General features: G+C 76.3%; 14 protein-coding genes and 1 pseudogene. 10 read left to right on the top strand and 5 right to left on the bottom strand.

The features are described from left to right. Window positions 1-429: 429 nt before the first annotated feature. The 4 genes from ACWENR_RS03400 (at window position 430) to ACWENR_RS03385 (ending at window position 4,184) form a co-directional block, all read left to right on the top strand. Entirely contained in the window at window positions 430-1,644 is a 1,215-nt protein-coding gene (locus ACWENR_RS03400; RefSeq protein ID WP_452275455.1) for a hypothetical protein, read from the top strand. A 34-nt stretch (window positions 1,645-1,678) separates the two neighbouring features. Next, window positions 1,679-2,545, top strand: a complete 867-nt coding sequence (locus tag ACWENR_RS03395) for a PHP domain-containing protein (RefSeq protein ID WP_452275454.1) — start codon at window positions 1,679-1,681, stop codon at window positions 2,543-2,545. A 40-nt stretch (window positions 2,546-2,585) separates the two neighbouring features. Then, window positions 2,586-3,200, top strand: a complete 615-nt coding sequence (locus ACWENR_RS03390; RefSeq protein WP_452275453.1) for a MarC family protein — start codon at window positions 2,586-2,588, stop codon at window positions 3,198-3,200. Window positions 3,201-3,338: 138 nt separating this feature from the next. Further along, window positions 3,339-4,184 (top strand): RecB family exonuclease, encoded by an 846-nt coding sequence (locus ACWENR_RS03385; RefSeq protein WP_452275461.1) that lies wholly within the window; start codon window positions 3,339-3,341, stop codon window positions 4,182-4,184. Window positions 4,185-4,230: 46 nt separating this feature from the next. Here the strand turns inward: ACWENR_RS03385 and ACWENR_RS03380 are convergent, their stop codons facing one another. Together ACWENR_RS03380 and ACWENR_RS03375 are read right to left on the bottom strand one after the other, a co-directional pair. Beyond that, window positions 4,231-5,088 (bottom strand): oxygenase MpaB family protein, encoded by an 858-nt coding sequence (locus ACWENR_RS03380; RefSeq protein ID WP_452275452.1) that lies wholly within the window; start codon window positions 5,086-5,088, stop codon window positions 4,231-4,233. Window positions 5,089-5,367: 279 nt separating this feature from the next. Continuing rightward, window positions 5,368-5,796 (bottom strand): Fur family transcriptional regulator, encoded by a 429-nt coding sequence (locus tag ACWENR_RS03375; RefSeq protein WP_452275451.1) that lies wholly within the window; start codon window positions 5,794-5,796, stop codon window positions 5,368-5,370. A 195-nt stretch (window positions 5,797-5,991) separates the two neighbouring features. Between ACWENR_RS03375 and ACWENR_RS03370 the strand changes: the two genes are divergently transcribed. Further along, complete coding sequence (locus tag ACWENR_RS03370) at window positions 5,992-6,474, top strand: DUF2231 domain-containing protein (RefSeq protein ID WP_452275450.1); 483 nt, start codon at window positions 5,992-5,994, stop codon at window positions 6,472-6,474. A gap of 160 nt (window positions 6,475-6,634) precedes the next feature. On the opposite strand, the gene ACWENR_RS03365 is transcribed toward ACWENR_RS03370, so the two are convergent. Then, window positions 6,635-6,799, bottom strand: a complete 165-nt coding sequence (locus ACWENR_RS03365) for a hypothetical protein (RefSeq protein WP_452275449.1) — start codon at window positions 6,797-6,799, stop codon at window positions 6,635-6,637. A 528-nt stretch (window positions 6,800-7,327) separates the two neighbouring features. Here ACWENR_RS03365 and ACWENR_RS03360 point away from each other — a divergent pair. Continuing rightward, window positions 7,328-7,510: a hypothetical protein gene (locus ACWENR_RS03360; RefSeq protein WP_091107652.1), complete on the top strand. Its 183-nt coding sequence runs from the start codon at window positions 7,328-7,330 to the stop codon at window positions 7,508-7,510. Between the two features lie 210 nt (window positions 7,511-7,720). Here ACWENR_RS03360 and ACWENR_RS03355 read toward each other — a convergent pair whose 3' ends face one another. Both ACWENR_RS03355 and ACWENR_RS03350 read right to left on the bottom strand, forming a co-directional pair. Further along, on the bottom strand, window positions 7,721-8,110 hold the full coding sequence (locus ACWENR_RS03355; protein ID WP_452275448.1) for an FmdB family zinc ribbon protein: 390 nt from the start codon (window positions 8,108-8,110) through the stop codon (window positions 7,721-7,723). A gap of 375 nt (window positions 8,111-8,485) precedes the next feature. Then, a pseudogene (locus tag ACWENR_RS03350) lies at window positions 8,486-9,094 on the bottom strand (5-formyltetrahydrofolate cyclo-ligase); the annotation flags it as partial. Window positions 9,095-9,179: 85 nt separating this feature from the next. Between ACWENR_RS03350 and ACWENR_RS03345 the strand changes: the two are divergent. The 4 genes from ACWENR_RS03345 (at window position 9,180) to ACWENR_RS03330 (ending at window position 14,900) form a co-directional block, all read left to right on the top strand. Next, window positions 9,180-11,876 carry a diguanylate cyclase gene (locus tag ACWENR_RS03345; protein WP_452275447.1) on the top strand — a complete coding sequence of 899 codons (2,697 nt, stop codon included), beginning with the start codon at window positions 9,180-9,182 and terminating at the stop codon, window positions 11,874-11,876. A 9-nt stretch (window positions 11,877-11,885) separates the two neighbouring features. Beyond that, window positions 11,886-12,848 carry a UTP--glucose-1-phosphate uridylyltransferase gene (locus ACWENR_RS03340; RefSeq protein ID WP_452275446.1) on the top strand — a complete coding sequence of 321 codons (963 nt, stop codon included), beginning with the start codon at window positions 11,886-11,888 and terminating at the stop codon, window positions 12,846-12,848. Next, window positions 12,845-14,158 carry a molybdopterin molybdotransferase MoeA gene (locus tag ACWENR_RS03335; RefSeq protein ID WP_452275445.1) on the top strand — a complete coding sequence of 438 codons (1,314 nt, stop codon included), beginning with the start codon at window positions 12,845-12,847 and terminating at the stop codon, window positions 14,156-14,158. The genes ACWENR_RS03340 and ACWENR_RS03335 overlap by 4 nt, the downstream gene beginning before the upstream one ends. 133 nt (window positions 14,159-14,291) lie before the next feature. Continuing rightward, complete coding sequence (locus tag ACWENR_RS03330) at window positions 14,292-14,900, top strand: GNAT family N-acetyltransferase (protein ID WP_452275460.1); 609 nt, start codon at window positions 14,292-14,294, stop codon at window positions 14,898-14,900. Window positions 14,901-15,036 lie beyond the last annotated feature (136 nt).

Here is a 15,036-nt window from a genome sequence, read left to right as displayed (position 1 = left end):
GTCGGCCCACGGCGTCGGACCGGCAGCCCACGGCGTCGGGTCGTCGGCCCCCGGCGTCGGACCGGCAGCCCACGGCGTCGGGCCGTCGGCGCAGGGCGTCGGGTCGTCAGCCCACGGCGTCGGGCCGTCGGCGCAGGGCGTCGGGCCGGCAGCCCACAGCGTCGGGGCGGTCGCGCCGGGCTCCGGGCCGTTTGCGCCGGGCGTCGGGCCCGCCGGAGCGTCCGCACCGGGCGTCGCGCCCACCGCCCCGGGCGCGCCGGGCGGAACCGTCGCGCTGGACGACGCGCGGGGCGCCGTGCCGGGTGCCGACCGCGACGAGGAGCGGGGCCTGCCCGGCGTACCGGCCGGCAGCGGCGCCGGAGAGCGTCGGTGAGCCACCCGACGGGCCGCTCTGACAACCGGACCGGCGCCCCGGGGCGTCCATACGGCGTGACCGAGGACGAGCTGGAGCAGGCGCTGCGGGAGACGTTCACCCGCCGGGTCGCCGTCGCCCGTCCACTCGCCGCCGACCCGGCGGGACTGGCCATCCGACGGGCCGACCAGAGCCGTCGCCGGCGCACCCTGGCCGGGGTGGCGCTGGCCGCGGTCGTCACCGTGGGGGTCAGCACCGGGATCGCGCAGGTGGGGCAGCAGCCCGGCCGGCCCACCCATCCCACGGTGGTGCTCGGCGACCCGTACGCCTCGCCGCTGCCCGACCCGACCCCGGCGCTGCCGGACGCCCCTCTCGCCGACCTCGGCCGGGGAGAGGTGGACCTGATCCTCGGCGCGGTGCTCACGACGGCCGGCGGGCAGCGGCTGACGCTGCCCGACGTGGGCCCGGCCGAGCGTGCCCAGCGGCTGCCCGACAACGCGGGCTGGGCCGTGGTGGGCGCGCCGACGGCGGCCGGCCGCTCGCTGTGGGTGGTGTCCCCCGACGGCGCGACGCATCTGCTGCTGGCCGGGGCGCGGGACATCGCCCTCAGCCGCGACGGACGGCAGGTCGCCTGGCGGGAGAACGCCGAACTCGTCCTCGCGGGGATCGTCGGCGTCCAGGTCGTCGCCGCCGCCCGCACGCCGGTGCCGGCCGGGGCGACGCCGGTCGGCTTCGCGGGCGACGCCGTCGTGGTGCGGCTCGCCGCGGACGAGCCCGGCCACACCCTGTGGCGTCCCGCCCAGGGCCCGCTGAAGGACGGGGGCGACCGGGCCAGCGTGCACGTCTACGGCACCCGTCCCGACGGCACCGTGGTGGCGCAGGTGTCCGGCGGCACGCTCCGGCGGCCCTGTCTGGCCCTGCTCGACCCGGCCCGGGACCTCGCCCCGGCGCGCACGGGCTGCGGGCCCGTCCTGAGCGGCGACGGGCGGGGCGGGGTGTCGACCGACGGGCGGTGGCTGCTGGTCAACGGGCGGACGGGCGGCGAGGACCGGGCGCTGCTGGTCGACCTCGACCGGCTCCGTTCCGCCCCGACGGCCCGCCCGGCCGGGCCGCCCGTGCACGGCCCGGTTGCCTGGACGCCGGACGGCACGGCGCACTACCCCGACGCGCTCGCCGGCCTCGTGCGGGTCGACGTTAGCCGGGCGCTCGCGGGCGAGCAGTCGTCGGGCGCTCCGGTCACCGGCCTGGTCGACGGTCAGCGGCCGGTGCCCGTCGGCCGCGAGGCCCTCTGACGGCCGGCGGGCGGTGGCCGGTAGCGTCAGGGCGGTGAGCGCGCGTCCGCAGATCGACCTGCACACCCACTCCACCGCCAGCGACGGCACGCTCAGCCCCGCCGAGCTGGTACGAGCCGCGGCTGAGTCCGGGCTCGACGTCGTCGCGATCACCGACCACGACACCACCGCCGGCTGGGAGCCCGCCCTGCGGGCGCTGCCGGCCGGGCTCGACCTGGTGCGGGGCGCGGAGATCTCCTGCCGTTGGTACGGCGAGGAGCCGGCGGTGCCGCTGCACCTGCTGGCGTACCTCTTCGATCCGGACGCCCCGGAACTCGTCGCCGAGCTGACCCGGGTGCGGGCCGCGCGCGAGGAGCGGGGGGAGCGGATCGTGGCGCTGCTGCGGGCCGACGGGATCGACGTGAGCTGGCCCGAGATCCTGGCGGGGGCGGCCGGCGGGACCGTGGGTCGGCCGCACATCGCCCAGGCGCTGATCCGGGCCGGCCTGGTGGCCACGACCACGGAGGCGTTCGGGCCCGACTGGCTGGGCGAGCGCTACCGGCTGCCGAAGGAGGACATCGACGTCTTCCACGCGGTCCGGCTCGTCCGCGCGGCGGGCGGCGTCCCGGTCTTCGCCCACCCCCGGGCGACCCGACGGGGCCGGATCGTGCCGGACGAACTGATCGCCGACCTCGCCGCGGTGGGCCTGGCAGGGCTGGAGGCCGACCACGAGGACCACACCCCGGCCGAGCGGGCGCACGTCCACGCCCTGGCCGGCGAGCTGGGCCTGCTGGTGACCGGCTCGTCGGACTTCCACGGCACGCACAAGACCGTCCGGCTCGGCGCGTTCACCACCGGCCCCGAGGCGTACGAGCGGATCCTCGCCGAGGCGAGCGGGGTGACCGGGGTCGCTTCCGGCTGATCCGCGTTTTCGCCTCCGGCGACGCGGCTACGTTGATCACGTGGACGCAAAGCTGTTCGGTGAGGTCTTCGTGACCCTGCTGGTGATCGTGGACCCCCCGGGCATGATGCCCATCTTCCTGGCGCTGACGGGTCCGCTGCCCGCCCGGGACCGCAACCGCGCGGCCTGGCAGGCCGTCGCCCTGGCGCTCGGCGTGATCGTGATCTTCGCGGTGGCGGGCCAGACCCTCCTCGACTACCTGCACGTGGACCTGCCGGCCCTGCAGGCCGCCGGCGGACTGCTGCTCATCCTGGTGGCGCTGGAGCTGCTGACCGGCAAGGCCGACGACCCGAGCCAGCAGGTCACCTCGAACATCGCGCTGGTGCCGCTGGGCACGCCGCTGCTGGCGGGGCCCGGCGCCATCGTGGCCACCATGCTCTTCGTCCAGCAGGCCGAGGGCGCGACGGACTACTCCGCCATCGCCACCGCGATCATCGGTGTGATGGTCACGGTCTGGGTCGTGCTGCGCTTCTCCGGCGGAATCGTCAAGATCCTGCGGCCGGGCGGGATCGAGGTGCTGACCCGGATCGCCGGTCTGCTGCTGGCGGCGATCGCGGTGCAGCTCATCGCCGACGCGGTGGCCGCCTTCGTGACCCAGTACGCCAACATGGCCTGACCGCGGGCCGGGTTTGTCGGGCCCGGATGGCAGGATCGAAGTGTGCGACGAGCCTCTTCAACCGGACGGTCCCCCGCCACGGGCGGCCGGGCGCCCCGCCCCCGCGGCGGCCAGCCCGAGCAGCTCGGCTTCGACGGCATGCCGGAGCGGCTCTTCGTCTGCACCCCCAGCAAGCTCGGCGCCTACGCGGACTGCCCCCGGCGCTACCGCTACTCCTACGTCGATCGTCCGGCCCCGCAGAAGGGCCCGCCGTGGGCGCACAACTCCCTCGGCGCGAGCGTGCACACCGCCCTGAAGAACTGGTATGCGCTGAGCCCCGACCGGCGCCGTCCGGAGGCGCTCGCCGCGCTGCTGAAGGGCACCTGGGTGCGCGAGGGCTACCGCGACGACGAGCAGGAGCGGGCGGCCTACCGCCGGGCGCTGGGCTGGCTGGAGTCGTACGTCGAGACCCTGGAGCCGGGCGTCGACCCGGTCGGCGTGGAGCGGGTGGTGGCGGTCAAGACCGGCGTGCTGGCCTTCAACGGCCGCACCGACCGGATCGACTCCCGCCCCGGCCCGGAGGGTCCCGAGCTGGTCATCGTCGACTACAAGACGGGCCGCACCGGGCTGGACGCCGACGACGCGCGCGGCTCGCAGGCCCTCGCGCTCTACGCCTACGCGGCGGAGCGGGTGTTCCGCCGGCCCTGCCGCCGGGTGGAGTTGCACCACCTGCCCACCGGCACGGTCGCCGCGCACGAGCACACCGTCGAGTCGCTGGCCCGGCAGCTCTCCCGGGCCGAGGAGACCGCGCGCGACATCATGGCCGCGGAGCGGGCGGTCGCCGACGGCGACGACCCCGACGACGCCTTCCCGACCACACCGGGCCCCCGCTGCGGCTGGTGCGACTACCGGCGCACCTGCCCCGCCGGGGCGCAGGCGCCGGGCAAGGAGCCGTGGGCGGCCGTCGAGCACACCGTCGAGCCGAAGGTGCCCGGCCGGGACTGACCGGTTCCGCCTCGCGGTCGGTGGCGCGGGCCGGCGGCGGCGGGGGTCAGGCGGCAGCGTCGGCGAGACGGGCCGCCCGCTCCTTCGCGGCCTGCTGCAACGGCCCCTCCCGCCAGCGGCGGGGCACCGCGGCGAGGGTCAGCCGCAGCGCCCGCACGGTCAGGTCGGCCGAGAGCGCGGTGGTGGGCAGGCCGAGCCCGCCGTACATCCGCCGGGCCCAGGCCGGCAGCAACGAGAACGCGGTGCCGGCGACACCGAAGTACGCCCAGCGCGCCGGCCCCAGGTTGAGCCCGATCCGGGCGGGCAGGCTGAGCTTCCACGGGATCGGCGGGGCGGTGAGGAACAGCGCCGTCTCGGCCGCCTCCCGGGTGATCCGCAGCTCCGGGCGGACCCGGCGGTAGTAGTCGGCCACCTCGGCGGCGGTGCCGGGAACCGTCTGCGGATCGAGCCCGACCAGGGCAGCGGCGCGCCGCTGCTCGGTGTAGTAGCCGTCGATCTCGGCGGCGCTCAGCGGCAGCCCCGCCCGGCGGGCCGTGTCGACGAACGACTCGACCTCCGTGACGTGCACCCAGCGCAGCAGGTCGGGGTCGTCGACGCGGAACTCCTCCCCGGTGCTCGGGTCGGTGGCCCGCAGCCGGGCGTGCCGCCGTCGTACCCGCAGCCCGGCCGCCTCCGCCTCGGCCGTGGTGCCGTAGATGGTGGTCGCGACGTAGGTGGCGGTGCGCACCAGGCGACCCCACGCGTCGGAGCGGTAGTTGCTGTTCTGGGCGACTCCCGCCATCGCGCGGGGGTGCAGCGCCTGGAGGTAGAGCGAACGCAGGCCGGCGACGATCAGGATCGGCTCCTCGTGCACCTTCCACGTGACCGAACCCGGACCGAAGAGACCGAGATCTTCGGAGTCCACCGACCAAGCGTGCCACGCCGCGGAGCACCGCGCCCCGGCCAACGGGCCGCACGCCTGGCGTCGTCGTCGCCCTTAGCGGTTCAGTGCGGGCTGGTCGGGCTGTGGCACCGCTGGACGTCGGCCCGCTGGCTGCTGCTGGCTGCCGGTCCGGCTTTGGGTGCTCGGTCGTCGACTTACCGTCGGCCCGCTGGCTGCCGGCTGCCGTCCGGCCCTGGGTGGTCGGTCGTCGGCTGGACGTCGGCCTGCTGGCTGGCCGCCGGTCGACGGCGGGCGGGACGGTCAGTCGTCGGCGGAGCGGCGGGTCTGGCAGGTCGGGCAGAGGCCCCAGAAGGTCACTTCCGCCTCGTCGACCTCGAACCCGTGGGCGATGTCCGGGTCCAGGCAGGGCGAGTCGCCGACCGCGCAGTCGATGTCGGCGATCTCGCCGCAGCCACGGCAGACGACGTGGTGGTGGTTGTCCCCGACCCGCGCCTCGTAGCGGGCGGGGCTGCCGGCGGGCTCGATCCGGCGGGACAGCCCGGCCCGGGACAGCGCGCCGAGCACGTCGTAGACGGCCTGGGTCGAGACGGAGTCGAGGCGTTCGCGGACCCGCCGGGTGATCTCCTCCACCTCGAGGTGGCCGCCCGCCGCCAGGACGTCGAGCACGGCGAGGCGCGGCCGGGTGACCCGCAGGCCCCTCGACCGGAGCAGCTCCTCCCCACCGGACATCCGCCAATGACAGCATGTGCTGACCAGGCCGACAACCGTCCACCGGCTCCGGGTGGTCCCGGCCACAGCCCAGCCGGCCGTCGGGGCGGTGAACCGGAGCGGCCCGGGGCGCGTGTAGCCGGTCGACAGGACCTGGGCGGGCCGGCCGGCGCACCGTACGCTGGCAACCCGCGACCGCGTACGCCGGAGGTGTGGATGTTCAAGGAGATCCTGGGTCTGCCGGCCCACGTGCTGGTGGTGCACGCGGTCGTCGTGTTCGTGCCGCTGCTGGCCCTGCTCTCCGCCGCCTACGTGGCGCTGCCCCGCTTCCGGCCCCGGCTGGACTGGGCGGTGGCGATCCTCGCCGTGGTGGCGCCGCTGACCGCCTTCGTCGCGGTCGAGTCCGGCGAGGAGCTGACCGACGCGTTCGTCGCCCGGGGCATGCAGGGCCCCATCGTGGAACAGATCTTCGAGCACTCCCGCTACGGCGACATCCTGTTCCGGTACGTCGTGCCGCTGGCCGTGGCGTCGCTGCTGCTGCTCGCGGTAACGAGCGGCCATCCACGGGTACGCAGGCTGCCGTCCTGGATCACCCCGGTGCTGTCGGTCGCGGTGGTGGCGCTCGCCGTCGTCAGCCTCGTCTACGTCTACCTCACCGGCCACTCCGGCGCGGAGACGGTCTGGGGCAACACCCTCTGACCCACCCCCGCCCCACCCCGCCCCCGCCCCCGCCCCACAGCTCCGTCGATCTTGCACTTTCGGCCCTTCGTTCGTCCCTTTTGCCCCGGCTTGCCGGGGTAGTAAGTGCAAGATCGCGGGGGGAGAGAGGGGGAGGGGGAGGGGGGAGAGGGGGCGGGGGTTAGAAGAGGAGGCGGGAGCAGAGTAGGCAGACGAGGAGTACCAGTACGAGGGCGGCCACCGCGCCGACGGCGTACGTGAGTCGCTGGGCGCGCTGTTCCGCCGAGTCGAGCCCTGCCATGTCCTGCGGGGGCAGCCGCCGGGGCGGCGCGGGGCGCAGGTGCACCGGTGGTCGCCACCCGGGCGGCGGAGGCGTGGTGGCCGGCGGGCCGGCGTAGCCGCTCCCGGCCGGCGGGGCGGTCGACGGGCCGGGATGTCCGCCGCCGGACGGAACGGTGGCAGGTGTGCCGGCCTGTCCGCCGCCGGGTCGCAGCACATCGGCAGGTGTGCCGGGTTGTCCGCCGGGTCGCAGCACATCGGCAGGTGTGCCGGGTTGTCCGCCGGGTCGCAGCACGTTGGCAGGTGTGCCGGGAGGTCCGCCGCCGGGTGCCGGCGCGGCCGGGGCCCCCTCCGGCGCGGGTTCGGGCCGTCGCCAGTACTCGTCCGGGGCGCCGCCGGAGGTGGGGGTCGTCACGCCGTCCGACGCTACCAACGCCAGGGACCGATGACCGGCTGGACGCGGCCGGCCCAGCCCGGCTCGATGCCGGTGACCCCAACCAGGCCGGGGTCGACCCGGTCACGATAGGCGCAGCCGGGCCGTCAACGGCGTATCGAGGGCGTGACCCGGGCCGGCGCTGCGCTAGTCTTGCCGCTCGTGAGCACCGAGTTTCCGGGGACGCCGGCCGTACGCGGCGACGACGACCGCACGGTCGACCTCAGCGACGACTTCGTGGTGCTGCCCGAGCAGACCGCCGACGACACCGACCGGGGCTGGGGCGAACGCTCCGGCGGTAACGACGACTGGCTGCTGGCCGAGCGCCCCCCGCACTGGGACTGACGCCCCCTGGTCCTCGCCCGCCGGCAGTCCTCCCGGTTGTGGAGAACCCGCCTGGCCTGTGGATAACCGCGCGACACCTGTGGATGACGCGTCGGCCCTGTGGACGACCGGGGATGACGTGACCGAAGATCGGCAGGACGGCCTCGTTCGTCCCCGAGCAGGCGACGACCCGGGGCGGCGAGGGCCGGCCCCGGGTCGGTGCGGTGGGCGTCAGGAGGCGCTTGCGGTGCTGGCGGCCGGCGTCTTGCCCGCCCCGCCGCCCGAGCCGTTCGAGCTGGTCGAGGACGACGACGAGGACGACGAGGCGGCCGAGCCGTTCGACGAACCGGAGTCGCCGGAGGAGGACGAGTCGGACTTCGCCGGCTTGGCGGCGCCGCCGTTCTTGCCCGTGTCGGCGCCGGACGAGCGCGAGTCCGTGCGGTAGAAGCCGGAGCCCTTGAACACGATGCCGACCGAGTTGAAGAGCTTGCGCAGCCGCCCCTCACACGCCGGGCACTCGGTCAGCGGCTCGTCAGAGAAGGACTGCACCGCCTCGAGCTGGTGGCCGCACGCGGTGCAGGCGTACTGGTACGTGGGCACGTTCTCCTCCGGATCTGGCACGGCCGATTGGCACTCGACGTCTTCGAGTGCCAATGGTGCGGCATTGCCCCCGGATTCGTCCAGCGGAAGTGTGGGGCGCGACACCCCCGACGCCCGAGGCGCCGTCCCGGCCGGGCGTCAGCTCCGCCGCGTGGCCCCACGTCGGCTCCGCCGTCCGCTGCGCGAACCCGGGCGCCGCCGGGCCCGGCGTCAGCCCCGCCGGGCGCCGCGAGCACCCGGGGCACCGTCCAGCCCGGCACCCGCCGCGTCGTCCAGCGCGGCACCCGTCGCGCCGGCCCACCCGGCACCCGTCGCGTCGTCCAGCGCGGCGCCCGCCGCGTCGTCCCACCCGGCACCCGCCGCGTCGTCCAGCGCGGCGCCCGCCGCGTCGCCCTGGGCGGCGTCCAGCGTACGCAGGCCGTCGGCGGGCGTGACCACCGCGCGTACCGGCCGGTCGTGCGGCTCGGCGGGCAGCACCCCGACCAGCTCCCCGTCGTGCAATGGGACCACGGTCAGCGTGGCCGCCGGCACCCGGGCCAGCGCCCGGTCGTACGAGCCGCCGCCCCGGCCCAGCCGCAGTCCCCGCCGGTCCACGGCCAGCGCCGGCACCACCACCAGCTCCGCCCCGGCCACCGCCTCCCGCCCCAGTCGTGGCCCGGCCGGCTCCCGCATGCCCCGCCCGGCGGCCACCAGCGCGTCCGGCCCGGCCCAGGCGGCCCAGTCCAGGTCGAGGTCGTCGCGGAGCACCGGCAGCAGCAGCTCGCCGCCCGGCGGCAGCGCCGCGTGCAGCACCGCCGGCAGGTCGGGGCCGCCCGGCTCGGAGCCGACCGGCACGTACGCGGTGATGCGGCGCGGGCGCAGCCGGCGTACGAGCGCCACCAGCTCGGCCTGGACGCGCCCGGCGGCCTCGGCCCGCCGCGCGGCGGTGAGCGCCCGGCGGGCGGCGAGCACGGCGGCGCGGGCGTCCCGCTTCGCCGCTTCCGCTTCATGAGAAAAATCGGGCACGCAACACTCCTGACGCAACGTTTGTCACCTGGTTGCTCTGTGTCAGCATCGCAAGCGACGGCGGCGGAACTTCCGGGGGGACCGAGTGACGCTACGCGGGCGGTTGACCACAGCCTTCCTGGCGGTGGTGCTCGGCCCGGTGGTGCTCGGGGCGCTCTTCGTCGGCTCGACCGTGGCGTCGGTCGACCGCAGCCGCTCCACCGAGCGGCTCGCGGTGGCCGCCGCGACCGTGCGCACCTCGGTCGACGCCCTCTGCCAGCAGCTGCGGGCCGCCGCCGACGCGGTCGCCCTGACCGGCGACCGGCCGGGCGCCGCGAGCCAGGTGGTCAGCCGTGGCCTGGCGACCGCCGTGCGGGTCACCGACGTGGCCGGCCGGGTCACCTACGCGACGCCCGGCGGGCCGGCGGAGCCCTGGCGCGACTGTGCCGCCGCCACGCCGGCCGCCGGCCCGGTGCGGGCGCTCGCCGCCCGGGTCGACCTGCGCGACCGGTCCGGCGGGTCGCTGGGCACGGTCGCCGCCGCGCACCCGGTCGACCCGGCCTTCGTGGCGCGGCTCGCGGCCGTGACTGGGGTGGCGGTCACGCTGCTCGACGGCGCCGAGGCGCCCGTGCGGCTCGCCCACAGCACCGAGTCGACGGGGGTACGCGACGCCGTGCTCGCCGCCGCCGGCACGCTCGACGGGGAGCGGGTCACGGAGACCGCCGACGGCCGGTACGTCCGCCGGGTCGGTCCCTCCGCCGGCCAGCCCCTGCCGCTGGTGCTCTCGGTTCCCGGCGAACAGCCGCCCGGCCTCTACCCGGCGCTGCTCGCGGCGGTGCTGGTGGCGGCCCTGCTGGCCGTGGTGGCCGCCTGGCGGCTCGCCCGGGTGACCACCCGTCCGCTGGGGGAGCTGGCGGGCGCGGTGGACCGGGTGGCCCGGGGCGACCTGACGGCCCGGGTGCCGGTGCGCAGCCGCGACGAGATCGGCCGGCTGGCCGGCGCGTTCAACCGGATGACCCGGGAGACGGGCACGTACGTGGCGGCGCTGACCAGCAGCCGCGACCAGTTGCGCGGGCACCTCGCGGTGCTGGGCGACACCCTGGCCAGTACGCACGACCTGCAACGCATCCTGCGGGTGATCCTGCACAGCGCGATCGCGGCGACGGGCGCCCGGGCCGGCGCGGTCCTGCTGGTCGACGACGGCGGGGTGCTCGTCGCGCAGTGTGCCGAGGGGCTGGACGGGCGCTGCCCGCCGGACGACCGGGCCGGGCCGCTGCGGGTGCCGCTGGGCAGCGGCGTGGTCGGCGCGGTCGCGGCGACGGGGGAGCCGCGACGCGGCCGGGTGACGGCCTCCGGCGCGCCGCCCGGCGAACCGCTGTGCCGCACGTACATCGCGGTGCCGTTCGCGGCCGGCGCGGCTGGCGCTGCCGGCGTTCCCGCTACTCCGGGCGTCGTCGGTCCGGCGGGCGCGCCCGGCGGCTCGGGCGCGTCCGGTGTCCCGGGGGCGGCCGGCGGCTCGGGGGCGGCCGACGGCGCCGGGCGGGGGGACACGCCGGCCGCCCGACCCGTGGCCGTCGACGCCGGCCGCGTCGACGCACGGTCCCACGACTCGTCGGGTGCGGAGCCGGCGTCCCCGGCGGGGGTGCTCGGCGTGCTCGTCCTCTACGACCGGCTCGGCGCGGACGAGTTCGACGACGACGACCTGGTGACCCTGCGGACCTTCGCCGGCCACGCCGCCGTGGCCGTCGACAACGTGCGGGTGCACGAGGAGGCGCAGCGGCTCTCCCTGACCGACCCGCTGACCGGGCTCTGGAACTACCGCTACCTGCGCGAGTCGATCCGCCGGGAGGTCGAGCGGGCGAGCCGGTTCGGCCGGATGCTCAGCGTCCTCGCCCTCGACCTGGACCGGTTCAAGGAGGTCAACGACACCCACGGGCACGCCGCCGGCGACGCCGTGCTGGCCGAGTTCGCCCGCCGGGTACGCGGCGAGATCCGCGAGGTGGACCTCGCCTTCCGGCAGGGCGGGGAGGAGTTCGTGGTGCTGCTGCCGGAGACCGACGCCCGGGGCGCGGCGATCGTCGCGGAGCGGCTCGGGGCCGCCGTGCGGGAGGCTCCGATGGCGGCCGGCGGGCACGGCGGGGGCGGGCCCGTGGCCATCCGGGTCACCGTCTCGATCGGCATCGCCGTCTATCCCGACCACGCGAGCACGGGCCAGGAGGTGCTGGACGCCGCCGACGACGCCCTCTACGCCGCCAAGGCGGCCGGACGGGACACCTGGCGGATCGCCGGCACCCGGCCGGCGGACGGCCGGACCGACGGCGACCGGATCCCTGACGATCGGATTCCCGACGGCGACCGGATCCCCGACGATCGGATTCCCGACGCCCCGACCGCCGAGGGCCGGGCCGCCGAGGGCCCGACCGTCGACGCCCCGACCGCCGAGGGCCGGGCCGTCGACGCCTTGACCGCCGGTGACCGGGCCGCCGACGTCCCGACCGCCGAGGGCCGGGGCACCGAGGGCCGGGGCGCCGGCGGGTGGGGCGATCCACCGGCCCGGGAGATCCCCGTCCCCGCGGGCGCGGTCAGTCCCGAGGACGGCCTGCCGCGGGCCGGCGCCCCGCGCCAGCCGGCCCGGAGCCGCCCCGATCCGGCCGACTCCGCCAGCGTCGATCCGCACACCGGCCCGCCCGGACCCGACGCCGACCCGCGTACCGCGCCGGCCGGGCCCGGTCCCGCGCGGCCCGGCACGGGCGGCGGCGCGTCTTCCGGTCCTCACCCTCCACGGCAGAGCCGTGGCCGATAGTCTCGCGACATGTCGGAGCACTCAGCGAACCCCTCATCGGCGACCGCCGCGACCGGTCGCCCCCGCGCGGTCAAAGCCGTCATCCCGGCCGCAGGACTCGCCACCCGGTTCCTGCCGGCCACGAAGGCGGTGCCCAAGGAGCTGCTTCCGGTGGTCGACCGGCCGGTGCTGCAGTACATCGTCGAGGAGGCCACCCAGGCCGGCATCGGCGACGTCCTGCTGATCACCGGGCGGGGCAAGACCTCGATGGTGGACCACTTCGACCGCCGCCCCGACCTGGAGGCCCGGCTGGAGGAGAAGGGCGACGCCGAGCGGCTGGCCGCCGTACGCCGGCCCAGCGAGCTGGCCGAGATCTACACCTGCCGCCAGCCGGAGCAGCTCGGCCTCGGCCACGCCGTCGGCTACGCCGAGTCGCACGTCGGCGACCAGCCCTTCGCGGTGCTGCTCGGCGACGAGTTCGTGAAGCAGTCCGAGCCGCTGCTGCCGGCCATGTTGGAGCTCCAGGCGCGCACCGGCGGGGTGGTGCTGGCCTTCTTCGAGGTCGACCCGTCGGAGACCAAGCGCTACGGCATCGCCTCCGTCGAGCCGGCCGAGGCGGAGCTGACCGACATCGGCGAGGTCGTCCGGGTCACCGGCATGGTCGAGAAGCCGAAGCCGGAGGAGGCGCCGAGCAACCTCGCGGTGCTGGGCCGCTACGTCCTGCCGGCCAGCATCTTCGACGCCATCCGGCGCACCGAGCCCGGCAGCGGCGGCGAGATCCAGCTGACCGACGCGATGGAGCTGCTGCGCAACGAGGGCACGCCGGTGCACGCCATCGTCTACCGGGGCACCCGCTACGACACCGGCATGCCGCTGGGCTACCTCCAGACCGTGGTGCAGATCGCCGCCGAGCGCGACGACCTCGGCGCCGAGTTCCGCAAGTGGCTGGCCGAGTTCGTCAACGACGACGCGTCGGGCGTGACTGGTACATGACATCGTCGGCCGACGCCGAGGCGGCCGCGAACGAGTTGACGCCGCTCGCCGACTACCTGGGCAGCGTGCTGCGCAGGTTACGCGCGCTGCCTCCGCTCGACCTCGACCTCACCCAGGCGCACGGCAACGTCCTCGCCGAGGACGTCGTCGCGCCCCACTCCTTCCCGGCCTTCGACCAGGCGGCCATGGACGGGTACGCGGCCCGCTGGGAGGACATCTCCGGGGGCGGGCGGGGCGTGGGCTACGTCCCGAGCCAGTCCGGCGGGCCGGGCGGGCGCAACGTGCGGCTCAACGTCGTCGGCGACCTCGGCGCGGCGAGCTGGCGCCCGGTGCGGCTCACCCCCGGCGCCTGCTTCTCGGTCGCCGCCGGGGCGCCGCTGCCGCTCGCCGCGGACGTGGTGGTCCCGGTCGAGTGGACCGACCAGGGCATGGCGGCGGTGGAGATCTTCCGCGTCCCCAAACGGGGGTACGGGGTGCGTCGGGCCGGGGAGGAACTACCCGCCGGCACCCTGCTGGCCCGGGCCGGCACGTACGTCTCCCCGGCGCTGGTCGCGGTGTTCGCCGCCACCGGCATCGGGCACGTCGTGGTCCGGCCCAGCCCCCGGGTGGTCATCGTGGCCACCGGCGACGAGCTGGTCGACGTGGGCCGGGGCAGCCAGCCCGGCCAGACGGTGGACGCCAACTCGCACGCGCTCACCGCGGCGGCGGCCGAGGTGGGCGCGCTCGCGTACCGGGTCGGCATCTGCGACGACGACCCGGAGGGGCTGCGCGGGCTGCTGGAGGACCAGACGCTGCGCGCCGACCTGATCATCACCACCGGGGGCACGGGCACCGGGCCGGGCGACATGGTGCGGCGGATCCTCTCCCGCCGGGAGGGCAGCCGGGCCGGCCCGGTCACGTTCACCGAGGTGGCGCTCTATCCGGGCACCTCGCTCGGCTTCGGCACGGTCGGCGCCGAGGAGGTGCCCGTGGTGTGTCTTCCCGGCGACACGGGCGCGGCCCTGATCGGCTTCGAGGTGCTGGCCCGCCCGGCGATAAACCTGCTGGCCGGGGCGGAACCGGTGTTCCGGCCCAGCGTCCGCGCGCACCTGCTGGAGACGATCTCGTCGCCGGTGGGGCTGCGCGAGTTCCGCCCCGCGCACGTCGCCGAGCGGCGCGGCGGCGGCTACACGGTCCAGCCGCTCAACGGCGGCCCGTACACCCTCTCGGGGCTGGCCGAGGCGAACGGCCTGATGGTGCTCGGCGAGCGGGTGACCACCGCGGCGGCCGGGTCCACGGTGGACGTGCTCCTGCTGGACCGGCGGCGGTGAGCGAGCCCTCCCGGTCCCGGGCGGAGGGCCGGCCCGAGGCGCGCCGGGGGCGGCCTTGCGGGCGCCGTGGTCGTGAGCGGAAGCTGACGCGGTGAATCTGTTCGGGGGTGGTCGGGCGCCCGGATGGCCGGCCGTGCTGGCCGACGGCCCGGTGGTGCTGCGACCCTACCGGCGCTCGGACGCCGCCGCCTGGTCCGAGGTGCGCCGGGCCAACCAGGAGTGGCTCGCGCCGTGGGAGTCGACCCTGCCGGGAAGCTGGCACGAGCTGAACTCGCCGGCCTCGTTCCGGTGGGTGCACCGCGACCAGCGCCGGTCGGCCCGCGTCGGCGAGGGGATGCCGTTCGCGGTCTGCCTGCGCGAGGACGGGCGCGAGCGGCTGGTCGGGCACCTCAACGTGGGCAGCATCGTGCGGCGCGCGTTCTGCTCCGGGTACGTCGGCTACTGGGTCGACTCCCGGGTGGCCGGTCGCGGCATCATCCCCACCGCGATGGCGCTCGCCGTCGACCACGCCTTCGGCCCCGGCGGGCTGCACCGGGTCGAGGTGAACATCCGGCCGGAGAACCGGCCGTCCCGGCGGGTGGTGGAGAAGCTCGGCTTCCGCGAGGAGGCGTACCACGTGCGGTACATGCACATCGACGGTGCGTGGCGGGACCACATCGGATACGCGATGACCAGCGAGGAGGTCGCCGCCGAGGGCGGCCTGCTGGCCCGCTGGCACCGGATCCGCGCCACCACGGGGTGAGCCGTCCCACGGGCGGGATCGGCGCGGCGTGTCACCATCCGCGTCGGCGGCCCGTAACCTCAAGTGACTGCAAGCTGTGGCAAGCGCTGCAACGCCGTACGATCCACGCACCCGACCAGGCTCGGTGGAAGATCCT

This window comes from Micromonospora sp. NPDC004336 (genome assembly GCF_053602615.1).
This window is presented reverse-complemented; position numbering and strand designations above follow the sequence as displayed.

Bases quoted from the DNA above. Each gene is read 5' to 3' on its own strand.
- ACWENR_RS03370 (WP_452275450.1), top strand. From the start codon at position 5,992: ATGTTCAAGGAGATCCTGGGTCTGCCGGCCCACGTGCTGGTGGTGCAC.
- ACWENR_RS03385 (WP_452275461.1), top strand. From the start codon at position 3,339: ATGCCGGAGCGGCTCTTCGTCTGCACCCCCAGCAAGCTCGGCGCCTAC.
- ACWENR_RS03375 (WP_452275451.1), bottom strand. From the start codon at position 5,796: ATGTCCGGTGGGGAGGAGCTGCTCCGGTCGAGGGGCCTGCGGGTCACC.
- ACWENR_RS03340 (WP_452275446.1), top strand. From the start codon at position 11,886: ATGTCGGAGCACTCAGCGAACCCCTCATCGGCGACCGCCGCGACCGGT.
- ACWENR_RS03335 (WP_452275445.1), top strand. From the start codon at position 12,845: ATGACATCGTCGGCCGACGCCGAGGCGGCCGCGAACGAGTTGACGCCG.